This is a genomic window from Candidatus Paceibacterota bacterium, assembly GCA_035452965.1.
Taxonomy (GTDB): domain Bacteria; phylum Verrucomicrobiota; class Verrucomicrobiia; order Limisphaerales; family UBA8199; genus UBA8199.
In genome coordinates, this window is the sequence record DAOTCE010000003.1 from 31,432 (window position 1) to 56,278 (window position 24,847).

Consider the following 24,847-nt stretch of genomic DNA (forward strand, 5'->3'; position numbering starts at 1 on the left):
GCATCCGGGTTACGATCGCGGTGCGATTTCCGGCAGGCGCTCGAGCATCACCGGCAAAAACGCCTCAAAGCTCATACTGCTTGTCTCAAAGCCCGGGAGCAGATCGTAAAAGGGACGCGTCAACGTCAGTCCGTTGGCCGTATCGTCGGTTACCAGCCAGTCCTGGTGGGCGCTAATCCGTGCGGCATTGGCAGCATTGAGGTGCGAGGTGGCGCAGAAGCGGCGGTCCAGGGCCCGGACGAGGCATTCGTAGGTGAATGTCACCGCGTCCTGATAGCTCTCCGACCGTGGCCCGCGCTTGCCGGCCTCATAGTAGCGAAGCAGCTTTGCCCGGTGTGCCGGGAAGTTGGTTTTGACCAGGGGGTTCACAATCGAATGAAGATACTCGTGAACGTTCAAACCGTAGGAGTGAGAGCCGGGCCCCTCAACGCAGTAGTAATAGGGTTCATAGGGGGCTGCTATCGCAGAGTAATGTGAATCCAAAAGGTCCGGGACATTGACAATGGTCAGTGTGTCTTGGCGCGGCAAACGCAGGTATTGCCAGAGGCCGTCCATCTGTCGTTGCATCGCCGCCAGATCGTACTTCTTCAGCTCGGCCAGGTAGTCGCCTTTGACTTCGTTCCAGACATTGGTCAAGTCAGCCGTGACCCAGAAATCGCGCAGCAGAGCAGGGAAATCCGCCAACCGCTTCGCCGTGATGGGATAATTCAGCTCCTTGTCCGTCCGCACCCGCTGGAACGGGTAATTGGGCTCCAAGCTCAGCGCAAAGTCCTGGTAGGCGAAAGGGCCCAGCTTCCTGGATCTCGCGTACTGGCGCCACTTCTGAAGCTTCTCGGGATGGGCCGCCAGGTTCTCCGCCACCCGTTGGCGCACCTTCTGCCGGACAGGGTGCATGGCCACGGCTGGCGGTTGGTCGTCGAAGCCGGTCGCATTAATGAAGGCCATGGTGACGAAGACCCGGCGGTCCGCCAACACCCTGAACCCGTCACCGATCCTGATTTCGTCGGGGTGCGCAAAGGCCGCCGGTGCCGGGTTGGGCTTCGGGGAAGCGCAGCCCGCACCGGCCAGCAAGAGGAGAAAGAGCATCAAAGGCACTGCAGATTTGTGCATAGAGGCAAGACAAATTGGGAATGCGCTCCAGTCTTCATGATCACCGTGGGCGACGGTAGGAGGAGGCGAAGGGGCTGTCAAGCTGAGCGGCGGGGATTCCCTCGGGGAGCACCAGTAGCTGGGGAGAGAACTTCCCGAACTGCCGCTCGCGCTGTGTCCCCCTGAATCCCTCACCCGCCCTAAAGTGTGTACCAGGCGTGTGAAAGGCGCGAATGGGGTGAAGGATGCGAAGGGCTGGGGATTGACTGGGGTGGGGGAGGCAGGCGAGAATGGAGGCGCTCCACGCATGAAAAAGAGAGTTGCCACGAGCATAAAGCGTCCGCCTGCCAGCGCGCCGCGCCTGGCCGGCGCGTTGACGGGGCGGCAGCGGTTTCTGCACGCCTGCCATTGCCGCCCGGTGGACCGCCCGCCAGTGTGGCTGATGCGTCAGGCGGGGCGCGCGCTGCCCGAATACCGCGCCCTCAAGGAACAGCACTCCTTTCTCGAACTGGTCCAAACCCCGGAGCTGGCGGCAGAAGTGACGCTGCAGCCCATCCGGCGGTTTGGCTTTGACGCGGCAATACTCTTCTGCGACATCTTGGTCGTGGCCGAGGGCCTGGGGCAGCGCTACCAGTTTCGCGACCGGGGCGGGATCGAGATGGAGTTCCTGCTCAAGTCGGCGGCGGACATTGCCCGGCTGGATGTCGCAGCGGTAACGGAACGTCTGCAATACGTGGCCCAGGCCCTACCGCTCATCAAGTCCGCGCTCGATGGCCGCGCGGCGCTCATCGGCTTTGCCGGCTCGCCGTGGACGCTGGCCAATTTCATGATGGAGGGCGGCGGCGTTAAAGAATACACCCGGGCCAAGGCGCTCTTCTATGCCGAGCCGGCCCTCTTCGCGCGCTTGATGGACAAGCTGACCCGGGCCGTCAGCGCCTGCCTCCAACTCCAAATTGACGCCGGCGCGGATGCAGTCCAGATTTTTGATAGCCTCGGCGGTGTGTTGTCCGACGGCGAGTTCTCAGCCGCCTCGGCGCGCTGGATAAAACAGATCATCGCCTCCCTCAAAGGCAGGGCGCCGGTGATTCTGTTCTCCAAAGGCACGCACGGGAACTGGGATGAGCTGGCCGGCACGGGCGCGCAAGCGCTGGGCGTGGATTGGAACGTGCGCCTCGCGGAAGTCGCCGCCAGGCTGCCGGGCCGCGTGGCCGTGCAGGGCAACCTCGATCCCTTCGTGCTGACAACGACCCCGGCGGTGGTCGCCGCCGAGACGGGGCGCATCCTGCGCCAGATGCGCGGCCGCCCGGGGCACATCTTTAACTTAGGCCACGGCGTGCCGCCAAGCGCCCGGCTGGAGAACATCGAGAGCCTGGTGAACGCGGTCAGAAGTTTCAAAGGCGGCGAATTCCAGCCGCCGACGTCGGCGGTTGCGGTGAGAATGTGATGTGCGCGATGAGAGAGTCCAAATGAGCATGCTGAAAGTAGATCTCGAGCTGGTACGGAAATACAACGTGCCTGGCCCACGCTACACGTCGTACCCGCCCGCGACGCACTTCACCGACGAGATCGAGCCGCAGGCGTTCGTCGAGAAGATTCGCGCCAACAACCTGGCCGACCGGGACCTCTCGCTCTACTTTCACCTGCCGTTCTGCTATTCGCTTTGCTGGTTTTGCGGCTGCACCACCGTGATTACCGCCGACCAGAAGAAGAGCGCGGAGTACGTCAATTACCTGGAGCGGGAAATGGATTTGATGAAGCCGCTGCTCGACCCGAAGCGCAAGGTCGTCCAGCTCCACTTCGGCGGGGGCACGCCCACCTTCTCGCTGCCGGACGAGATCCGGCGCCTGGGCGACCTGATTCACTCGCGGTTCACGCTCGCGCCGGATGTCGAGGCGGGCGTGGAAGTGGACCCGCGCCGGCTCACGCGCGACCACTTGGTCGCCCTGCGCGAAGTGGGCTTCAACCGTGGCTCGATGGGCGTGCAGGACGACGATCCCGCTGTGCAGAAGGCCGTCCACCGCATCCAGCCCTTCGAGATGACCAGGCAGGTCGTCGAATGGATGCGCGAGGTCGGCTTTCATTCCGTCAACATTGACCTGATTTACGGCCTGCCGTACCAGACCCCGCCGTCCTTCGCCCGAACATTGGAGGAGATTCTAACGCTGAAGCCGGACCGGTTTGCCGTGTTCAATTACGCGCACGTGCCGTGGATGAAGCCGGCGCAGAAGATCCTGAAACCCGAAATGCTGCCCTCGCCGGAGACCAAGCTCGAGCTGCTCAAACTGACCATCGAACGGCTCACCGCCGAAGGCTATGTCTATATCGGGATGGACCACTTCGCGCGGGCCGAGGACGAGCTGACACTGGCGCAACGGCAAAAGACGCTGCAAAGGAATTTTCAGGGCTACAGCACGCGCGGCGGGGCGGACATCTACGCGTTCGGCATGTCGTCCATCTCCCAGGCGCAGGACTTCTACTGGCAAAACCACAAGGAACTGCCCGCCTACTACGCGGCGCTGGACGCCGGCACGCTGCCTTTGCACCGCGGCTACCTCATGACCGGGGAAGACAAAATCCGCCGCACGACAATCATGCGCCTCATGTGCGACCTGGGACTGGACTACGCGGACATGACCCAGCGGCTGGGGCTGGACTTCAAGGAGCACTTCGCGCCGGAGCTGGAATCGCTCAACGACATGGAGGCTGACGGGCTGCTGGCCAGGACACCGCGCGGACTGCAGGTGACGGACCTGGGGCGATTGCTCATCCGCAACATCGCGATGCGGTTCGACGCCTACTCCACCACGCGCAAGGAGAACCGGTTTTCGCGCACGATATGAGAACCGTCGCAATTGTAGGGGCCGGCATCACAGGCCTGACCGCCGCCTTTTATCTCAAGCGCAAGGGCGTGCCGGTCACCGTCTATGAGGCCGGCGACCGCGTGGGCGGCGCCATCCAGTCCATCCGTGCGGAGGGTTACCTGGCCGAGTTCGGACCCAACACCATCCTGGAGACCTCGCCCAAAGTTGCCCAACTGGTTCGCGACGCGGGCCTGGCGTCGCGGCGGCTCGATCCTGACCCCCGGGCCTCCGCGCGCTACGTGGTCCGCTACCAGCGCCCGATCGCCATGCCAGGCTCCCCGCTGGGCTTCTTCGCCACCCACCTGTTCACCGCCCGGGCAAAGCTGGCCGTGTTGCGCGAGCCGTTCGTGCCGCCTCGCCGCGACGGCAAGGAAGAGAGCGTTGCTGAATTCGTCCTGCGCCGGCTGGGGCGGGAATTCCTGGACCATGCCATTGATGCGCTGGTGGCGGGCGTCTATGCGGGCGACCCCTACAAACTGTCGGTGCCGCAGGCATTTCCGAAGCTGGGCCAGCTTGAGGCGCGTTACGGCTCGCTGATCAAGGGGCAGCTCTTCGGCGCCCGCGAGCGCAAGCGGCGCGGTGAGATCGCCAAAGACCGCGCCCCGAAGTTCTCCTTCGACGGGGGCCTGCAGGTGCTGCCCGATACTTTGCGCGAGGGCTTGGGCGAGGCGGTGCGCCTGCACACCACCGTCACGCGCCTGACCCAAACGCCCGACGGGTGGACACTCGATCTGCGTCCGCAAGGCCGGCAAACGCGTGCCGAGCACAGCGCGGTGGTTTACGCGGGCACGGCTTTCAAGCTGGCGGAGCTGGAGGTCCAGTCCGCCGTGCCGCTGCACTTTAACACGTTCGCCGGCATTCGTTACCCCCCGGTAGCCAGCGTCGTGCTGGGGTTCCGGCGCGAGGATGTGGCCCACCCATGCGAAGGGTTCGGCATGCTGATTCCCAAAGTCGAGGGCTTCAAAATCCTGGGCACGATCTTCTCCTCCTCGCTGTTTCCGAACCGCGCCCCGGCCGGGTGCCTGACCCTGACCAGCTACGTCGGAGGCGAACGGAACCCGGAACTGGCCTCCCTGCCGCCGGAAAAGCTGTTCGCGCTCACTTGCGAAGACCTGCGCGTGCTGCTGGGCGTCCACGGCCGGCCGACCTTCGAGCACAGCGTCTATTATCCGCACGCTATCCCCCAATACAACGTGGGCTACGGCCAATTCCGCGAGCTGATGACCGACATCGAGCAGAAGGCCCCGGGGCTTTTCTTCGCCGGGCACTATCGCGACGGCATCTCGCTGAGCGACACGATAATGTCCGGCTGCAAGGTGGCGGACCGGGTTGAAGAGTATCTGGCGTCCGCGACCCACCGAACCGCCACGATGCCTGCATGAACCTCATGAAGCGACCGATGAAGCTAAGGCGTGCCGCATCATGAACCAAGGCGTCCTATTGGTCAATTTGGGTTCACCGGATTCACCTTCGGTGGCCGACGTGCGGCGCTATCTGCGCGAGTTTCTGATGGACGGGCGCGTGCTGGACGTCAACTGGTTGTTGCGGTTCTGCATTGTTCACTTCGCCATCCTGCCCTCGCGCCCCAAGCAATCTGCCGAGGCCTACCAGAAAATCTGGACACCGGCGGGCTCGCCGCTGGTCGTCATCAGCCGCAACGTCCGGGCGAAGCTACAGCAGCGGCTTAGTGTGCCAGTTGAGCTGGCGATGCGGTATCAAAATCCGTCCATCCCGGACGCGGTCCGCAATCTGGCCCGCAAAGGGGTGGAGGAAGTCCAGTTGATCCCCCTGTTCCCCCACTACGCGATGTCGAGCTTCGAGACCGCTGTGGAGCGGGTCAAGGAGGTGGTGGCGGCGCTCGCGCCACAAATGCGGGTGCGGGTGCAGCCGCCGTACTTCGAGGAGCCCGACTACATCGCGGCGCTGGCGGGCAGCGCGCAGGAGTATCTGCAGCGCCCCTACGACCACCTGCTCTTCAGCTATCACGGCTTGCCGGAGAGGCATATCCGCAAGTCCGATCCTACCGGGCGACACTGCCTGACGCTGGAAAACTGCTGCGCCACAGCCAGCCCGGCCCACGCTACTTGCTATCGAGCGCAGTGCTTCAAGACTGTGGCCGCCTTTGTCAAGCGAGCCGGCGTGCCGGAAGGCAGATACTCCGTCGCCTTCCAGTCCCGGCTGGGGCGTGATCCCTGGCTCAAACCCTACACGGACCACGAGCTTCCCCGGCTGGCGGAGCGCGGCGTCAAGAAGCTCCTCGTCATTTGTCCCGCCTTTGTATCCGATTGCCTGGAGACGATCGAAGAAATCGGCATGCGCGGCCGGGAGACCTTTCTCAGCGCGGGCGGGACCGATTTTGCGCTGATTCCATGCCTGAATGAGCACCCGCTTTGGCTGGACGCGCTGGAGAAGATGGCTCGCCTCGGGGTGAAAGGAGTCGAAAGCCGTTAGCCGGCAGCAAAACAAGAAAATCCGAAAAGCTCTCTCCCTGCCTGGCTAACGGTGCTCAGTTGCTGCGTAGCGCCCTCGCTTATGCTCTCGCCACCGGCTTTCTGAACAGCCAAAACGGGCCGGCCACGCGGAGGCGGAGCCGGCCCGCCGGGATGGATGCTACGTTTCCCGTTAAACGACTGCGGGGCGGAGCGGTTCGACCAAAATGAGTTGCGCCAATTGCTGGCTGATGGCCAGGCGCGCGTTGCATACCTGGCAGATGAAATTCGTCTGGCTGGTGAGCAGCTTGATGATCTGGTCCTCCCCCAAGCCCAGCTCGCGGAGGCGGTTCTGGATCTCCGGCGTGGCGCACAACTTCTTGATGCGCACGGCGACACCGCTTTGGACGCAGCTCAACGGGCAAATCTCGCAGCGGGGCTCATCCCGGCACGCAAACTCGAATACATTCGACCTAGGCATATTTGCGGGCCAGATTCTCATCCGCGCAATCCCCGTGGACCACACATTTCTTGCCAATTCATGCGCACAATTTGCACCGCCGCAAGGCTAGCCGCCTTGAGCCAGGTCAAGGAAATCACCGACAGTTTGGCGGCTCCAGAATGGGGATTCGGCAGGGCGTCTTACCAAGGCAGATGCTCGGCAACTATGTCGTGAGATTGTAACTTCCCCTCGGGTCTCCCCTCCGGAAGGGTCGCAGGCCATCGGAAGGGTGACATCATGATGAACCCACACGGCACACCGGCCGCTCGATGCCTGTCTTGGCCAGTTCGCGGCGACGGGGCAGACTTCTGAAACAGTGAAAGCGCAGGCGCGGGTTGACCGTCGGGTGTGCGATGCTCACTCCCACAACACGCGGTGGGTGCGGCCGAACTGCCAACGAGTGCGGCGCTGGGCCAAGGGGCGACCGACGTCAATGGCCCGTGAAACCGCGGTCACGGTTCGCCGCAGGGCCTCGGGCGAACGAGTATCCGGGGCGATTGCCAGAGGAAGCGAACGAGACCCCCTGCGTGGTGGGAGGGCAGGCGGCCAGTCTCGCGCCTCATTCACTACGCCCCGCATCTTTTCAAACCACCAATGTGCACGATTCGAGCGGCTGCGGCCTCCAGGCACGGGTTTCATGCTTGATCGGTTCTCCAGGCCCAGCTCCAGTTGTCGGCTGATCATACCTCACCTCGCGTTGGGCCCGCCGACTGAGTCTGCCAAAGTGACCGCTGATGGAGCCGACCAGAACGAACGGCGGGCATGCCCTACCGGGAGGGTTGGCCACCTCTCGGCATCCGATAATGAGATTATGCACATTTCTAATCTCACGCAGTAACATAAACCACGCCACGAAGCCTGGCAACTAACGGGCTGCTGTGGCCGTCCTTGTTCCAGGCGAGGAAGCCTGAGCCCCCGCTTCGCCGTCAAGCCGGTAGCGCCGGTGCATGTAGAGGTCGTCAGCGACCTGGTAGATGGCTATGGTGTCCTGCTCAAGTTCCATGTCGGCGTCCGCCGGCTGCGGAAGCAACTTCATCTCCGCTAATTTCGGATTGCCCTGGTAGAACTCTATCGTGTGCATCAGGCCCAGCACAACCAGCCGATCATGCTTTAACATGCCGATGTCCCGGTTGTGGTTGAGGAAAGCCCGGCCTTCCTCGGGTGGGCTCTTCAGCAGGTCGCGGCCGAAGAACAGGCTTTCGTAGGGGCGCCCCAGCAGACCGAGAATGGTTGTCGGCACGTCCAGCGAGCAACCGAGTTGGGCGACGCGGCTTGGGCCCTTGACCACAGCCGGGCCTGCAACAAGCAGTGGGATCTCATATGAGTGGATGGGAATAGACTGCTCGCCATACACCCGCGCGCCATGGTCCGCTACCACCACAAACACCGTATTCGTCCAGAATGCCTCCTGCCGGGCGGTCTTAAAAAACAGCCCCAGGGCATAGTCGGAGTACTTCACCGCGTGCGCTCGCCTCCGCGTCTCGGGATCCTCGGGAATCCTGCCTTTGGGATAGGTGTAAGGCTTGTGATTGGAAACGGACAGCACGGTGCCGAAGAAGGGCTGCCCGGTTTGCGCCAGCTCCCTGAACTCTTCCACGGCCCGCAGCATCAAGTCCTCGTCGCAGACGCCCCAGATCGTTGAGAACGTCGGTTGCTCAAAATGCTTCTGCTCGATGAAGCGATCGTAGCCGTTGCGCACGGCGAAGGCCCGCATTCCATCAAACAGTCCCCGCCCGCCGTATAAGAACACGGTTGCGTAACCGTCCCGTTTCAGCACGCGGGCAATGGTCTCGACATTATGGGAGCGGTCCCGCTTCACGATGGATTCACCGGGCAGCGGCGGGAAGGAGGAGAGCACGCCCTCGAATCCCCGGACGGTCCGGTTGCCGGATGCATAGATGTTGGTGAACAGCATGCCTTCTTCGGCCGCCAACTTGTCCATCTCCGGTGTCAGCGTCTCCTTTCGCCCCAGGCAACCCCAGAATTCCGAGCCAAGGCTTTCCTCGATGAGGATCACTACATTCAGGCGCGGTCGGTTGGGGTCGCCGGCCACGCGCCGGCGGATGGACTGGCCTTCCTCGACAAATTGCGTATTGGGCTCGGCCAGCAGCCGGCGCGCCCGCTGGTAGGCCTGTTCCGGCGGCATCGTTTTGTAGAACGCGGCATAGTCGAGGTTGCGCGTCCACACAGCGGCGATGAAGGATAGCGCGCCATTGTTGGCGACTTCATTCAGGGTGCGTTCGTTGCTCACATCTGCGCCTTTGAGGTTAAGCGTCGGCGCCAGCAGACCGGTCAGCACAATTCCCACCGCCAGGCGCAGCAGTCGGGACCCGGCGGAGAAGGACCGGTGCCACATCCGGCCAAACAGTCGGCCTGCCGCGAATAGCCAACCCAGACTCAGGGCAAGGCAAATCAGCAGGATCACGCCGACATGGTACGACTGCCAAATGTTGATGAAGACCTCTCGCGGATAAAGCAGGTAGTCAACCGCAACGGTATTGAACCGCGACCTGAACTCCTCGAAGAAAAAGAACTCGACGAATATCAGGAAGATCTGCGCATAGCAGAAGAGGAAGCAGGCCCCAATGAACACGACCCGATGCCACCGTGCTCCAAACCAACGGTCCGGCACGATCCATAACCACATTAGCAACGGAATGGTCTCCAGCAGCGCGGCGAACACGTCGCGATGCAAGCCGCTCAGCAAGGCAAGCAGAAGTTCCCCCGCCGGTGCCGCCGGCGGCTTGAAGGCGAGCAGCAGAACCAGCCGCAGCAGGAACCAGGCTCCCACCAGCGATAGAAACCAGAAACCGGCAAAGCCGTAGCGCGATTGTCTCCATGACGGTTCGGCAGCCGGAACATCATCGCTCATTGCACCCAGTAAATTCCCGCTGGAAAGAGACTTCATGTCATTTCATCGTTTACGACAGAGTTGAATGCCGTCCGCGATCGAAAGCAGCACGGTTTCCACCCGTGCGTCAAGGGCCAGCTTGTGGTTCAAGGCATCAATCGCGCGTCCGGTAGCTTCCTTCACCAGGCCTTTCCCCAACCTGCCGCCCCAGAGCATATTATCGAAAAGCAGGAGGCCATTGCGTCTCAGGCGCGGCAGGAGCAGTTCGTAATAGGCGTCGTATTGGGTCTTGTCTGCGTCAATGAATGCAAAATCGAACATCACCCCCGGTTCAAGCCGTTTCAGCCGGGGAATGGCCTTGCCGAGTCGCAGTTCAATTCGATCCTGCATGCCGGCCTTTGCCCAGTATTTCCGCGCCACCGCCGTCCATTCGGCGCTCTCATCCAGACAGATGAGCCGACCCTTTGGAGGCAAAGCACGCGCAATGCACAACGAGCTATAACCGGTGAACGTCCCAACCTCGATCGCGGACTTCACGCCCGTCGCCGCGACCAGAAGACTCAGAAAGGCTCCCTGCTCGTCGCTGATCTGGCACTTGCTCACTTCTTGCCCGAGCGCAGCAGTCTCCGTGCGGAGTTCCTGCAGGAGCGGATCGGCCGCGTCGCTGCGGCAGCCGCAGAGGTAGCGGTAGAGTCGTGCGTTGAGTCGGACGTACTTAGTGCCCACAGGAGAACCTTAGCAGGTGTGTGGTTCGCCCGGAAAGCCTGCATATGGGCTGCCGGCAGGTTGGACGCCTGAACGTGGAAACAGCAAGGAAGGCAGCGCCAGAGGCGAAGACATGTATTCGCACATGCATAGCCAAACTAACTCTCTGCTTCCCTGGGCCATACCGCACTTTGGCCCACCCCATGCTCCTGACGCCGACCTGGCTACCAACCGACCCGCATCAAGGAAGCGCTGCGCAAAGCTCCGCGGCTTGCTTCTGCATGGAGCCAGAAGGGTGCACAACCGGCAGCTCCGCGGTGCGTCTGATTGCCCGGGGAAGCTCCTTCCGATTGCCGACAGAACGCCAATTCTCGGCCCGGGTAGCCACTCGCAGCCACCTTATGGCTACAGTGTAGGCCCTGATCTTAATCTCGTGGCCGCTGCCGAACCAAATGCGCCCCAACCTGGCCTCCGGAGACTCGTCCGGTATGTGATGATCCACCAACTCAGTGATGCCATTGTAAGCAGCCCAAAGGGTCCCCCGAATCCCCGGCTGGTCGTTACCTTTGCCCGTCTCAAACAGGGTGTTTGCCAGCTCGCGGAGCCTGCGCAGCGGATCGTGCTCCTCCTCTGGATTCGTTTGGACCGGCTCAGGCAGCACTTCCTTCACGTACTCAGCCGCTCCGTCAGTGGTCATGGGCGTATCGGCCATGCGCCGGAACACGGATTCAATGGCTGAGTAGTTCTGTTCAACCTGACGCACACTCTCTTTCGCCTGTTGTAACTGCACGTAAACGTCCCCCGCTGCCGTGATGGACACTTTTCGCCCCATCTCTATCTCCGCAGCCAGCATGTTGCTGCAGAATAACCGGTGCGGCATTAACCGCATCTGCACCTGAGGCGAAGCGCCAGTGTGGTTGTTTACCAGCAGCAAGTATCTATCGAGAGTATCCGCGCCCTTGATCCGAGCGGGCTTGAGCAGCCGGCCAAGCACCCAGACCCTCCGCCCATGATCTACCGCGCCGGCGGAGTGATATTCGGCAGTCCCGGCTTGCACGAGCGGATCAAGCAATGCAAGCGCCTCTCGATTCTGTAAGGGCGTGTAATCCTCCGCGACGCGTCCCAGTATGACTCGATTCGGGCCGCTTCCCGGGCTGGTCCGGACCAGGACATGATTTTTCTCCTGCGGGCTGGCGGAGTGACAGTCATTTAGTCGAAGTGGTTCCTTGACCACTTCCCAATCCAACCCAGCCGTTGCAATCGCCCCAGACGCCGTCGAAATTCCCGTCAGGTGTCCGCTTGAAGGATCTAGCGATTCAATTGCGTTTTCGAGTCTGGCTAACTCATTCCTGAGTCTGGCTAAGTCATCTCGCAATTCTCCTTCGATGTCGGTGGGGTGAGGACTTGTTTCCGTAGTCGAGTGATTTATCAGCATACCGCGATTTTCCCTTTCCAGAGCATATTGTCTTTCTAAGCACCCCGTCGGGCACGTCGCTCAACAAGATACCGATATTACCGCTTGCACCGAATCCGAGTGTTGTCAACGTGACGCCCTTGAGTGGGCAAGTGGCGAGATGAACCGATTCGTTCGATCATCCCGTTCGTCAGCCATGTTGCCGAGAGCCTTGTGGCGCGCCTGTCGTATATCCAGCCAACACGCCGTCATCTGCGGCGACAGCCAAAACCCGCATGGACATTGGGAATTTTGACGAGATGGGGCCAAGCTGTCTGGGCCCTGTCAGGTATCGCCGGCTCATTCGCGCAAGTCTGTCCCGGGGGATGTTGGTTGGCGCAGGCGTCGGATAGGCGACACCTGCCCCAGGAAAATCCTAGCGGGCGCCAGACGTGAATGTGCCGGGAGGTTGGCGGGACACTGGGGAATAGGAATAGCGATGGTTCTGCTTTCATCCGTGCCAGTGTGGCGTGGGTGCTCGTCGCAAGGGACCGCGCGCGAGACAGCAGCAGAAGCTTCAACCCAACTTGTGGCCGGGTTGCAGCGGGTGACCGGCCAGGAATGCCTGCGCCTCCAGGCGCCGTCCGCCTTCGAGCTGCAACCTTAGTATCCGCAGAGCCTCTTGACCGCAGCCCACCACGATGCCGGTTTTGTCGGCCTGCAGTACCTCGCCGGCCGGGCCGGAGCACGTTGCGACCTCCGCCCGCCAGATTTTGAGCAGGTGCGGCCGGGGTTGACCGGGCAGATAGCTGAATGCCCCAGGCCAGGGCGTGAGGCCCCGCACGCGATTCCAAATGGCGAGCGCCGGCTGCCGCCAATCAATATGCCCGTCCTCCTTCCTGATTTTAGGTGCGTGGCTGACTCCTTCCGCTGGCTGACGCTGCAACGTGATCCTGCCAGCGACATACTCGGGTATGGTCCGCACCAATAGCTCCGCGCCCATGCCGGCAAGGCGGTCGTGCAGTGCCTCCGCGTCGTCTTCAGGGCGAATCGGCGTCCGGGCCTGGGTCACGATTTCACCGGTATCCAGACCCGCGTCCATCTTCATGATCGTCACGCCCGTCTCCGCATCCCCGTTCAGGATTGCCCATTGGATTGGCGCCGCACCGCGATAGCGTGGCAGCAGGGAGGTGTGGACGTTGAGGCAACCAAAGCGCGGCAAGTTCAGAATGCTCGCCGGCAGAATTTGGCCATAAGCCGCCACCGCAATCAAGTCTGGCTGCAGCGCTTGCAGGTGCGCCAAAAACTCCTCGCTCCGCGCCCGCTCGGGCTGCAACACGGGCAGCAGTGCTTGTAACCCCAGCACCTTCACCGGCGAGGGCTGGAGCTTGAAGGCGCGCCCTTTCGGACGATCCGGTTGCGTGACAACGGCCACCATCTGGAACGCCGGCGATTCGAGCAGCCTCCGCAGGCTGTCACAAGACAGCTCCGCCGTGCCCATGAAGACGATTCGCAAGGCAGCCATACAGGTATGCTAACGCAAAGATCCGCCAGTCGAAGCGTGAAATCCACCAACCGTGCCCACCCGAAAACCTCGCAGCCGGCGCGCCGCCTGCGCCGCCGGCCCCGCTCATCGCAACAATCGCCGGCCTGAGACGGGGCGCGGTGCCCGTGGTCGTGGTCGAGTCGCCGCCACCGCCGGACCGGTCACCGTGCGTTTCCCTAGCGATGTGGCGCAACGGGCGCAGAGGAACTCGTACAATTCACCGGAGGGCAGCACCAGAAGGAGGCGCTCGCGGACCGGTTGGGCGCTACCGCACTTCGGGCAATACAGTTCGCTGGCGGTGAGGGTGCCAAACTGCCGCGGCATTTCACTTCGCGTCTTTGTGCTTCACCACAATCTCTTTGATCTCCACGAAGGGGATCATGACTTCCTCCGAGGCGTGGCCGCGCTGCACCACGAGGTGGAGATCGTTGGCCGCGATGCGGCTGATCCGCTGACCGATATGTTCGCCGCGCGCCGACTTGATGATAAGCACCATGTCCCGGTCCGAGTCGCGGCGTATTACGCCAAAGAAGCCGGGAAACTTCGTCTCGATGAACCGCCGGTTAAAGGTGTACTGTCCGCGCTGATAGGTTATGGTCTCGGGCACGCTGGGTTTCGCTTCCGCACCCTCGATGTGCCCTGCCGCCGCCGCCTCCGACGGTCCTGAGCCTGCCAGCCGCAAACCCGTAGGGTGCTGTGCCCCCTCGGCGGCCATCGGATTGACCGCTTCCGCCCCGCCAGCCGCTGGCGCCGCCTCGGGCGCCGGTTCCCAGGTTTCCGCGGCCGGCGCGATCAGGGTGGGCATGCACAGAAAGATGATCGGGCCGGCAAAGGGCAGCACCGCCGACACGCCGCAGACCAGCGCTGGCGGGCGGGCGCGGAAGATCGCAATTTCATACCCGGCATAAATGTTAGCCGCGTAGAGCAGCAGCATTATCAGGAGACCGGGTCCCGACGAGAAGAGCGCTCCCAGCAGGGATCCGCTGGCCGGTAGTTCCAGACGGGGCGGCTGCTTGATATTCACCTCGGTCTTCTTGATCTTCTCCTCCTGCGTCACTTCGATAAACGGCTCCACCAGCGGCTGCAGTTTCTGAATCTTGGCGAACTTCTTCAGGTCTTCCTGCGAGAAATTGGCCCACGGAATCCTCTCGTACTTGCCATCCCCCACCTTGATTTGCACCCCGGCATCGCTGGCCGAGCTGACCAGCGCTTCGCCGGTCAATGTCTCGCCGTTGGCAAGCTTGAACGTCTCGGCGTAAGCCTGGCTGACCAGCCATCCGCCAGCCAACACAGCCACGATTAAGCACAATCTGCGCACCATGCCTACTTGCATAGCAAATGGTTCCGGCCATAGGAAGCAAAATTGCGCGGCCCGCGGTCTCTCATCCGGCCTCCTGTTCTGGCCTCGCGGCTACCGACTGCCAACCGCCCCAATGGCCTGGACCAGGTCCTCCACCACCCAGTTCGCCCGCGTCGCGGTGAGGTAATCCGCCGCGGCGCCGTGCTGCCACACCGCGTAGCGAATCGCCAGCTCGGGGTCAGTCCGCAAATCGGGTTGGACGAGCAAGCCCGCGAGGTAGCCCGCTAGCACATCCCCGCTGCCGCCTTGCGCCAGATGCGGGTTGCCGGACGGATTAACAAAGACCGTTCCCGTACTTCGCCCGATGAGCGTTCGATGGCCCTTGAGCACGACCCACGCGTTGCCAAACCGTCGTGACACGTTGCGCAAAGCGTTCAAACGGTTCGCCTGCACCTGTTGCGGTGTCGTGCGCAACAGCCGCGCCGCTTCCCCCGGGTGCGGGGTCATGACGCGCACAGAATTCCGGGGCACCGGGTCCATCGGCAGCCAGTCCAGCGCGGTGGCGTCCACCGCCACCGGCAGGAATGTGTCCCGCCACAAATGCCGCGTCAGCAGCTTCATCTCGACCGGCATGTCAGTCGCCGCCAGGCCGGGGCCCAACAGGACCATGTCGTGCGAGCCGGGCAGCTTGCCGGTCGGCGGCCACACGGACACCATTGGCGCCTGCAATTGCGGAGCCACCGCATGGTATACAGTTTCGAGCGTATGCACCGTGATCAGCCCCGGCTGCGCCCGCTGCGCCCCGCGCGCCGCCAGTATTGCTGCGCCATGATAACCCAAGCTGCCCGCCACGATGGCCAGGTGGCCATAATCGCCTTTGTGCGTGGCCGCAGCCCGCGCGGGAGGGAATCCCGCGAAATCTGCCGGCAACGTCCACTGCACCTCGCTGACATGCGGACACGGTGCCAACCCCACATCCGTTGCCACTTCCAGCCGCCCCACAAACGACTTGGCCAATTCCTCGAGCAAGCCGGTCTTCGGGGCGCCCACCGCCAGCGTCACCGCAGCCTTAATGGCCGCGCCCTGCGGCGCGCCTGAATCGGCGTTGAGACCCGAAGGCACATCCACCGCCAGCACCGGCACCCGCGCCTGGTTGACGCGCTCAATGAGACCTACCCAGCCCGGTTCCAGCGGCCGATTCAGTCCGATGCCGAACAAACCATCCACCAGCAACGCCGGCTGCGCTTGCAGCAGCGTGTCCAGCTTCCCCAGGTCTGCTGGCGTCTCCGTCACATCCAGAACTTCGACCCGCCGCTCGGCTAGGTGTTCGCGTGAGCAGCGGGCGTCCTCCCCGTTGTGACCCTTGCCCGCGAGAATCAAGATCAGGTCCCCCGCCTGGGTCATCTGCAAGGCCTGCCGCGCAACGCAAAGCCCGACTCGGCGAATGACTTCCGCTTCTGTTTGACCAGTTGCCCAAGTGGCCTGCTCCCAGTCCCGCATCTGTGCAATGCTGATTACCGATACTGGCATGGCGCTTGAACATACACGCTCCCGCCCGCGACGAAAGCACAAAGCCACCATCCATGCTGATAATCCGACACCCTGCTTACTGCGCAACAAGAGACGCAAATCTCTCGAACGACCACGTGAATAGGCTAACTACCGCAATCCGTAGAGGTACAGTCCCGTGTTCCTGGACCGGATAGCCTCCTTAGTGGAAATCGGCGTTGTGTCCATTTTTGAGACAGTGTTGGCTCCCGAACACAACGCCACAGCCGGAAGTGCTGGTGCGGCAACGCTGTGAAACGCGTGATACCCCGGTGTGTATCCCATGGGGAGCGCTCCCCATGGGATACACACCGGGGTCCCGCTGGATTGCCGCCGTCCATCCGCCGTAGTTGGCTTGGGGTCGGCTGGCTGAGGTTCGGGGAAGGGGCGGAGCCAGTAGTTGGGGCGGCAGTCAGGGGCTGTGGCCGGATAGACCTAGCTGGAGGCGTAGGTCTTGCGCCCATCTGCCCGGTGAGGCGATTCTGACCGACACCAGCTGGGTTGGATTCTGCGTTATGGGCAGGCATTGCGAAACGGCCCACCATTCTGTTTTATACCCCAATTTGCGGGTATGGCCGCCTTGAATCGGCATGGCTTAACCTTGCGCAGAATGTGCCGCAACCCCCATGCTGGTATCAGTAGATGGGATCAAGTTTCAACAGAGCCATTGGCGCTGAAGGCGACCGCTGAATGAAGCCACGTCGTGCCCTGATGCTGATGCTCCTGGGATGCATTTGCTCCTGGATGCAAGCAGCGCCGGCTCCCGATGGCAGGCCAAACGTCCTGATTGTCCTCACCGACGACCAGGGCATGGGGGATTTCTCCTGCTATGGGAACCCGGTGCTCAAGACGCCGAACCTCGATCGGCTGCGCGGGCAAAGCGTCCGGTTCACCGACTTCCACGTCGCGCCGATGTGCACGCCGACGCGCGGCCAATTGCTCACCGGCCTGGATGCTGTGCGCAACGGCGCCACCTCCGTCACGGGCGGCCGATCGTTCATCCGGCCCGGCATTCCGACGATGCCCGAGATGTTTGCCGCCGCCGGGTATCGCACGGGCCTCTTTGGCAAGTGGCATCTGGGCGACAATTATCCCCATCGCCCGGTGGATCGCGGTTTCCAGGAAGCGGTCCACATCCGCGGCTGGGGTTTCACCTCGGCACCGGAGTTTGCCAACACGCTTTGGGATGGGCGTTACTTGCACAACGGAGTTGAGAAGAAGTTCACCGGCTACTGCACCGATTTCTGGTTCGACCGCGCCATGGCCTGGATGAAGGAACGACGCGAGGCGCGCCAGCCGTTTTTCTGCTACCTCCCGCTGAACGCTCCGCATATCCCGCTCGACGCGCCGAAGAAATACACGGCGCCCTACGAGGCTACCGCCCTCGACGCGCCTCAGAAATACAGCTACGAAGGGAAAGGCCCGGCCAAATTCTTCGGCATGATTGCCAATATTGACGAGAACATGGACCGGCTCGAAACGTTCCTGCGCGACACCGGCTTGCGCGACAACACCATTCTCATTTTCATGACCGACAATGGCGGGACGGCGGGCGTAAAGGTGTGGAATGCCGGCCTGCGCGAGGGGAAGACCACGTTCTATGATGGCGGGCACCGCGTGCCATGCTGGATACGCTGGCCGGCCGGCGGTTTGGGCGAACCGCGCGACCTTTCCACTCCAACGCAGATTCAGGATCTTCTCCCGACGTTGCTTGAGCTGTGCGGAGTGAAAGCGCCTGCCTCCGCCCGGTTCGACGGCCTGAGCCTCGCCGGTCTCCTGCATGGGCGGGGGCAGCTTCCCGACCGCAAGCTGGTGGTTCAATACAGCCGCGCCCGGCTGGAGAAGTGGGAATCCGCCGTCATCTGGAACCAATGGCGGTTGGTTCACGGCAAAGAGCTTTACGACACCACCGCCGACCGGGCGCAGTCGGCGGACGTGGCGGAAAAGCGCTCCGACATCGTGGCGCAGTTGCGCGCGCACTACGAAAGCTGGTGGAAGGAATTGGAGCCGCTGTCGGGCGGGTTTGTGACCACCAGCCTCGGTGCGGCGGCGCAACCGGTCGTCAATCTGACCAGCTCAGACTGGCAGGATGTCTATGTGGACAACTCGCGGCATGTCCGGCAGGCCAATGGCGGACCGCGGGGCGGGCACTGGAACGTGCGCGTCGAGCGCGCCGGCGAGTATGAAGTCAGCGTGCGCCGCTGGCCGCCAGAGGTGGACACCGCCCTGGCGGCACCGAACGGCACGCCCAGCCGGGCGCTGCCCATTACCGGAGCCAGGCTGATGGTGGCCGGCCACGAACTGTCCGCCAAAGCCGCTGCCGGCGACAAAGCCGTCACCTTCCGCGCCAGGCTCCCTGCCGGCCCGACGCAATTGCAGGCCTGGTTCACGGACCGCGCCGGGAAGGACCTTTGCGGCGCCTTCTACGCCACCGTCCAACTTCTCCCTTGATCCCGTCAGCCAACATAACATTAATTAGACTATCATCGGGCACGATTGATTCCCGTTGCTGCACAGTATCATGCAAAACACGTTGTATATCCTGATCGCGCTGCTTCTGTGGACCTTTCCCGCAGCAGCGTGGAACGGGCTCGGGCACCGGACCGTAGCGGAGTTGGCGTGGCGTCAGATGGACGCGGCCGAGCGCCAGGCCGCCGCAGACCTGTTGCGTCAACATCCGCACTACAAGCAGATACTTACCGCCCAAACTCCTCCTGGCGTGGACACGAACCACTGGGCCTTCCTGACCGGTGCAGTGTGGCTGGACTTGGTGCGCCCCGCCAAGCAGGGCCAGCCGCCCAAGCCGCGCTCGATCACCAAGTACGATGTGTATCCCCATGCCATCGGCCATCCGTTCCGGCGGCCCGCCGAGAGGGGGCCTGTCTCGTTGGACAAGTTCGTTATTGCCAAACCGAATGCCGAAATGGTCCTGTCCAACGCACTGGTCACCCTGCGGAAACCGAAAGCCAGCGCGCGCGACCGGGCGGTCAGCCTGTGCGTGGCGCTGCACCTGTTCGGCGATTTGCACCAACCGCTGCATACCGCCAATCTGGTCACCCGGGATAAGCCCAAGGGACATGGCCTCGGCGGCTCTTTCCTGGTGCGTGACGAGCGCGGAGAAGTGGCCAACCTTCACACTTACTGGGACTATGCGCCCGGTGCCGATTCATCCTATTCAGGCGTGATGGCCCTGGCAGATAGCCTGGCCGCCGCGCCTGAACTCCAGCCGGCCCGGCTGCCGGAGTATCAACAGAACCGTGCCATCCCCGCCTGGGTCCAGGAGACTTACCGCGTCGCCGTGGACTTCAGCTACGCGGAGAACCGCGTCAAGTGGGCGCTGGCCACGGACGTAAAGTCCGGCAAAGTTCCCACCTCCGCCGTTCCGGCCCTGACGGCGGACTACGTCCGCGACACGCAAACTGCGATGCGGCGCCGTCTCGCCATCGCCGGCCTGCGCCTGAGGGACGCCTTAAAACAAGCCTGGTGACCGGGAGCTAACTTGTGAGAATAGCAGCACTTACTATTTGCCTCCTGCTCAGCCTCCTGCCTGTTCAGAGCGCGAGCCGGCCGAACATCCTCCTCATTCTCGCCGACGACATCGGCTTCTCCGACCTCCACTGCTGCGGCGGTGAAATCAACACGCCGAACCTTGATTCGCTGGCCGGGAACGGCCTCCTCTTTACCCAGTTCTACAACACCGCCCGCTGTTGCCCCACGCGCGCCGCCCTGCTCACCGGTCTCTACTCGCACCAGGCCGGCGTCGGCCACATGATGGTGGATCGCGGCCATCCCGGCTACCGCAGCAACCTTAACCGCGAGTGCGTGACCCTCGCCGAAGTCCTGCGCCCCGCCGGCTACCGCACCTACATGTGCGGCAAGTGGCACGTCACCAACAAGGATGGCCCCACCGACGACAACTCCAACTGGCCTCTCCAGCGCGGCTTCGACAAGTTCTACGGCACCATCCGCGGCTATGGCAACTTCTTCGATCCCTCCGCGCTCTGCCGCCAGAACACCTACATCACGCCAGAGAATGATCCCGAGTACAAGCCCAAGGTGTTCTACTATACCGACGCGCTCAGCGATAACGCGGTGCGCTTCCTCCAGCAGCATCAGCAGCAATCGCCGGACAAGCCGTTCTTCATGTATCTGGCCTACACCGCGGCTCACTGGCCTATGCAGGCCCTGGAAAAGGACATCGCCAAGTACCGCGGCAAGTATGACCAGGGCTATGAGCCCATTCGCCGGGCGCGCCTGGCGCGGCTCAAAGAGCTTGGCCTCATCAACCCCGACTGGGACTGCGCCCCCACCGTCGGCGACTGGTCGAGCGTGGAGCGCAAGCGCTGGGAAGCCCGCTGCATGGAAGTCTTTGCCGCCATGATTGACAACATGGACCAGGGCATCGGCCGCATCCTGGCCGAACTCAAGACCTCCGGCCGCCTCGACAACACAGTCATCTTCTACCTCAACGACAACGGCGCCTGCGCCGAGGACATGGGCCGCACCCGCCTGCCTCTACCGTCCGCTGCCGAGCTCAAGCCGATGAGCCCAGACACCCTCCAGACCCGCATCCGGCTGCCGATGCAGACGCGCGACGGCCGTGCCGTGAAATCCGGCCGCCAGGTGATGCCGGGACCGGCGACCAGCTACATCGCCTACGGCCGCGACTGGGCCAACGTTTCCAACACCCCCTTCCGGGAATACAAACACTGGGTGCACGAGGGCGGCATCAGCACGCCATTGATCGTGCATTGGCCGGACGGCATCCCTGCCGCCCGCCGCGGCAAACTCGAAACCCAGCCCGGCCACCTCATAGATTTCATGGCCACTTGCCTCGAACTGTCCGGCGCCGCCTACCCCAGTGAATATCAGGGCAAGCCGATCAAGCCCATGGAAGGCATCTCCTTGTTGCCCGCTTTCCAGGGCAAGCCGCTCAAACGCACCGCGCCTTTGTTCTGGGAACACGAAAGCAACCGCGCCGTCCGCGAAGGCCGCTGGAAGCTTGTCGCCAAGGCCGATCAGCCTTGGGAACTCTACGATATGGAGAAGGACCGCACGGAAATGCACGATCTCGCCGCGACGCACCCACAGGAAGTTCAACAGCTCTCGGCCAAGTGGGATGCCTGGGCCGCGCGCGCCAACGTTCTGCCCCTGGGCGGCTGGAAAGAGATTCAACCAAAGTAATGCTCCCGAAACACTGATTATGAATATCAAACACCTACCTATCACTGCGCTTGTAGTTTGCCTGATTGGCTGCGGCACTGTGCCGCGCGACGAGGCTGGCACCCAAGCCCGGCAATGGACCCCACCCGAGAGCCAGGCTTGGTACAAGTCGCAACCCTGGCTGGTCGGCTGCAACTTCATCCCCAGCACCGCCATTAACCAACTGGAGATGTGGCAGGCGGACACGTGGGATCCGGCGACGATTGACCGCGAGCTCGGCTGGGCTGCCGACCTGGGTTTCACCAGCGTGCGCGTCTTTCTCCATGACCTGCTCTGGCAGCAGGATAAGAAGGGCTTTCTCAAGCGGATGGACCAGTTTCTGGACCTGGCCCGGAAGCACGACATCGGCGTCATGTTTGTGCTGTTCGACGGCGTGTGGGATCCGTTTCCCAGGCTGGGCCGGCAGCGGGAGCCGCGACCGCATATCCACAATTCCGGCTGGGTCCAGAGCCCCGGCGCGGAGGTGCTGCGCGACCCGGCCCGCCAGGATGTTCTGAAGGACTATGTGCAAGGCGTGGTCGGCCGTTTCCGCAACGACCGGCGCGTGCAGGTTTGGGACGTCTTCAATGAGCCGGATAATCCTGTGCCGCAGTATCGCGACGTTGAGCTGAAGAATAAGGCGGAAGTCGCGCTGGCATTGCTAGAAAAGGCCTGCGGCTGGGCGCGCGAGGTTCGCCCTTCGCAGCCACTGACCTCCGGCGTCTGGATCGGCAACTGGGCTGACCCGGCCAAACTGACTCCGATGGAGCGATTCCAGATCGAGGAGTCCGATGTGATCAGCTTCCACTCCTATGGGAATCTGGAAGAAGCGAAGAAGTGCGTGCAGAATCTGCGGCGCTACAACCGGCCGATTCTCTGCACCGAGTACATGGCGCGCCCGAACGGCAGCCGCTTTGATCCCATCCTCGGCTATTTTCAGCAGGATAATGTCGGCGCTTACAACTGGGGATTTGTGAATGGGAAGTCGCAAACGATTTATCCCTGGGATTCGTGGAAGAAGGAGTATCGGGCCGAACCGCCGGTCTGGTTCCACGATATCTTCCGCGCCAACGGGTCGCCCTACGACCCGGCGGAGACCGAGTATATCAAGGCCGTAACTTCCCGCGCACGGCGCTGATTCATGTTGACGTCGTTGGCCAAAGCCCGCGTTGTCGCTCTTGCTTTCTTGTGCATGGGTCCGCCGTTGGCGGTGAGCGTAACGGCTGCCGAGTCCCCGCTCTACGCAAATCCGCAAGCGCCGTTGGAACAACGAGTCTCTGATCTGCTGTCACGGCTCACTCTCGAAGAAAAGGCCGGTCTCTGCCACGGCGGGTTTATCTCTGGCGGGGTGCCGCGGCTGGGCATCGGTCAGTTGGCGATGCTCGATGGCCGGCAGGGACTGAGGCCCGTGGGAGATAAGAAAGGAATGCGCACAACATCGTTGCCTTGCGCCCTTGCGCTCTCGTGCACCTGGGATGAGGCGGCGGCGCGCGAATTCGGGCAGGTGCTTGCCGAAGAGATGCTCGCGCTTAACCAGCACGTGCTCCTGGCGCCGATGGTGAACCTCGTGCGCTCGCCGCTGGGCGGGCGCAATTTCGAGAACTTCGGCGAGGACCCCTGCTTGGCGGGCCAGATCGCCTCGGCCTATATCCGGGGGGTGCAGGAACAGCGCGTCGGCGCCTGCGCGTGCCTGCTGGTGGCTAATGACTGCGAGGCGCGGCGCCATTTCACCAGCTCCAACATGGACGACCGCACGCTGCGCGAACTGCATCTGCTCGGCTACGAAATGTGCGTCCGCGAGGGGAGGGTCTGGAGCATGATGTCCGGCAACAATCTCCTCAACGGCGTCCACTGCGCACACAACCACCGGCTGCTCCAGGAGTTGATGAAGGACGAGATTGGGTTTGATGGGGTAATGATCACTGACTGGCGCGCTGCTTACGACACCGTGCCGGCGGCTCTGGCCGGTACCGACATGACCACCGGCATCTGCGGATATGTATTCGGCGAGGGCCGCCTCCTGGCGGCTATAAAGAACGGGGAGGTGCCCCCGGCGCTGCTCGACGAAAAGGTCCGCCGCATCCTGCGCCTTTACCTCCGCTGCGGTGTGCTTGATCCCGCAGCCCGCGCCCGCGGCGGCTTGGACACGCCCGAGCATCGCCAGGCCGCGCGCCGCCTCGCTGCCGAGGGCATGGTGCTGCTTAGAAACCGTGGGCAGCTGCTGCCCCTCGATGCGGGCAAGCTGCGCCGCATTCTCATCACCGGGCCGGCCGCGGACAGCGTCCTCCAGGGCGGCGGATCGGGCAATGTGCCCGCCGCCGTCGAAGTCTCCCCGCTGCAGGGCCTGCAGGCCGCCCTCGCCGGCGAAACCCAGATTACCCACCTTCCCTACGCCGTCTCGCTTCGCCCGGCGCTGGGCAAGGCGGCCATCGAGTGGGAACAGGCCGCGTCCGCCCAGTCGAAGAAGGGCAAGAAGAAGAAAGGTCCTGCCGCTCTCAATCAGCCGCCCGGACCCGCAACACTGTCCCAGGCCGCGCAAGCCGCCGATGCGGTGATCTTCGTCGCGGCGGGCACGCTGGCCAGCGAGGGACGCGACCTGGCCGACATGAACCTGCCTGGCGGTCAGGCTGAGGCCATCGCGGCACTCGCCAGGGCCAACACCAACGTCATCGTCATTCTCGTCAACAACGGGGCGGTCTCGCTGGAACCTTGGGGCGACGAGGTTCCCGCCATTCTCGCCATCCACTACGCCGGCCAGGCAACCGGCGACGCGCTGGCCGATGTCCTGACCGGCAAGGTCAACCCCGGCGGCAAGCTCACTTACACCTTCGCCCGCCGTCTCCAGGATTACCCATGCCATGCCCTCGGCGAGTGGCCGGCGCGGCTCATCCTGGACAAGGATCCGGTCAACCCCGGCATGAAGCCCGAAGAGCGCAAGGCCACCCGTGCCTTCGACACGGAATACAACGAGGGCGTCTTTGCCGGCTACCGCTGGTTTGACGACAAGCAGATCGAGCCGTGGTTCCCCTTCGGCCACGGCCTGAGCTATACCACTTTCGAGTTGAGCAGTCTGAAGGTAACCGAAACGAGCCGTGGGATTCGCGTTGTCTGCACAGTTAAGAACACCGGTTCCCGCGCGGGCGCGGAGGTGGTGCAAGTCTATGTCGCGCCGCCCAAATCCTCTGTGCCACGTCCGCCACGGGAATTAAAGGGCTTTGCCAAGGCGATATTAAATGCGGGCGAGTCCCGCGCGCTTGAGATCTTGCTGCGGCCGAGTGCCCTGGCGTTCTACGATGTCGTGAAGAAGAAGTGGAAGGCCGAGGTCGGCGACTACCAGATCCAAGCGGGCACTTCCAGCCGCGACATCCGGCTCCGGGCGTCGCACACGCTGCGCGCGGATAGGTACTACGATCACTTCTGA

Annotated in this window: 17 protein-coding genes; 9 read left to right on the top strand and 8 right to left on the bottom strand. The window is 62.9% G+C overall.

Annotation, left to right across the window (positions count from 1 at the left end; genetic code table 11):
- Window positions 1-9: 9 nt before the first annotated feature.
- Entirely contained in the window at window positions 10-1,110 is a 1,101-nt protein-coding gene (locus P5205_04060) for a hypothetical protein (protein ID HSA09523.1), read from the bottom strand.
- 286 nt (window positions 1,111-1,396) lie between these two features.
- Here P5205_04060 and hemE point away from each other — a divergent pair, with 286 nt between their 5' ends.
- From hemE to hemH, 4 genes are read left to right on the top strand one after another with little or no spacing between them, the layout of a single operon-like run.
- On the top strand, window positions 1,397-2,533 hold the full coding sequence (hemE, locus tag P5205_04065; GenBank protein HSA09524.1) for a uroporphyrinogen decarboxylase: 1,137 nt from the start codon (window positions 1,397-1,399) through the stop codon (window positions 2,531-2,533).
- 28 nt (window positions 2,534-2,561) lie between these two features.
- Window positions 2,562-3,929, top strand: coding sequence for an oxygen-independent coproporphyrinogen III oxidase (gene hemN / locus P5205_04070; GenBank protein HSA09525.1), 1,368 nt, complete (start codon window positions 2,562-2,564; stop codon window positions 3,927-3,929).
- Window positions 3,926-5,332, top strand: coding sequence for a protoporphyrinogen oxidase (hemG, locus tag P5205_04075; protein HSA09526.1), 1,407 nt, complete (start codon window positions 3,926-3,928; stop codon window positions 5,330-5,332). Before hemN ends, hemG begins: the two co-directional genes overlap by 4 nt.
- Before the next feature lie 37 nt (window positions 5,333-5,369).
- Complete coding sequence (gene hemH / locus P5205_04080; protein HSA09527.1) at window positions 5,370-6,401, top strand: ferrochelatase; 1,032 nt, start codon at window positions 5,370-5,372, stop codon at window positions 6,399-6,401.
- 171 nt (window positions 6,402-6,572) lie between these two features.
- On the opposite strand, the gene P5205_04085 is transcribed toward hemH, so the two are convergent.
- The 7 genes from P5205_04085 to P5205_04115 all read right to left on the bottom strand — a co-directional run bounded on the left by P5205_04085 (window position 6,573) and on the right by P5205_04115 (window position 16,206).
- Complete coding sequence (locus P5205_04085) at window positions 6,573-6,860, bottom strand: FeoA family protein (GenBank protein ID HSA09528.1); 288 nt, start codon at window positions 6,858-6,860, stop codon at window positions 6,573-6,575.
- 886 nt (window positions 6,861-7,746) lie between these two features.
- Window positions 7,747-9,753, bottom strand: a complete 2,007-nt coding sequence (locus P5205_04090) for an LTA synthase family protein (protein HSA09529.1) — start codon at window positions 9,751-9,753, stop codon at window positions 7,747-7,749.
- A gap of 42 nt (window positions 9,754-9,795) precedes the next feature.
- On the bottom strand, window positions 9,796-10,458 hold the full coding sequence (locus P5205_04095) for a class I SAM-dependent methyltransferase (GenBank protein ID HSA09530.1): 663 nt from the start codon (window positions 10,456-10,458) through the stop codon (window positions 9,796-9,798).
- 220 nt (window positions 10,459-10,678) lie between these two features.
- On the bottom strand, window positions 10,679-11,872 hold the full coding sequence (locus P5205_04100) for a DUF932 domain-containing protein (GenBank protein HSA09531.1): 1,194 nt from the start codon (window positions 11,870-11,872) through the stop codon (window positions 10,679-10,681).
- A gap of 535 nt (window positions 11,873-12,407) precedes the next feature.
- Window positions 12,408-13,355: a methionyl-tRNA formyltransferase gene (gene fmt, locus P5205_04105; GenBank protein ID HSA09532.1), complete on the bottom strand. Its 948-nt coding sequence runs from the start codon at window positions 13,353-13,355 to the stop codon at window positions 12,408-12,410.
- A gap of 346 nt (window positions 13,356-13,701) precedes the next feature.
- The gene (locus P5205_04110; GenBank protein ID HSA09533.1) at window positions 13,702-14,709 is read right to left on the bottom strand and encodes a hypothetical protein; all 1,008 of its coding nucleotides are present in this window, start codon (window positions 14,707-14,709) and stop codon (window positions 13,702-13,704) included.
- Between the two features lie 78 nt (window positions 14,710-14,787).
- A complete protein-coding gene (locus tag P5205_04115) occupies window positions 14,788-16,206 on the bottom strand; it encodes an NAD(P)H-hydrate dehydratase (protein HSA09534.1) in 1,419 nt (472 codons plus the stop codon).
- Window positions 16,207-16,914: 708 nt separating this feature from the next.
- Between P5205_04115 and P5205_04120 the strand changes: the two genes are divergently transcribed.
- From P5205_04120 to P5205_04140, 5 genes are all read left to right on the top strand, one after another.
- A complete protein-coding gene (locus P5205_04120) occupies window positions 16,915-18,675 on the top strand; it encodes an arylsulfatase (GenBank protein HSA09535.1) in 1,761 nt (586 codons plus the stop codon).
- A 70-nt stretch (window positions 18,676-18,745) separates the two neighbouring features.
- Entirely contained in the window at window positions 18,746-19,711 is a 966-nt protein-coding gene (locus P5205_04125) for a S1/P1 nuclease (GenBank protein HSA09536.1), read from the top strand.
- Window positions 19,712-19,725: 14 nt separating this feature from the next.
- Window positions 19,726-21,408 carry an arylsulfatase gene (locus P5205_04130; GenBank protein ID HSA09537.1) on the top strand — a complete coding sequence of 561 codons (1,683 nt, stop codon included), beginning with the start codon at window positions 19,726-19,728 and terminating at the stop codon, window positions 21,406-21,408.
- Between the two features lie 19 nt (window positions 21,409-21,427).
- Window positions 21,428-22,564 (top strand): cellulase family glycosylhydrolase, encoded by a 1,137-nt coding sequence (locus P5205_04135; GenBank protein ID HSA09538.1) that lies wholly within the window; start codon window positions 21,428-21,430, stop codon window positions 22,562-22,564.
- Between the two features lie 54 nt (window positions 22,565-22,618).
- A complete protein-coding gene (locus P5205_04140) occupies window positions 22,619-24,847 on the top strand; it encodes a glycoside hydrolase family 3 C-terminal domain-containing protein (GenBank protein ID HSA09539.1) in 2,229 nt (742 codons plus the stop codon).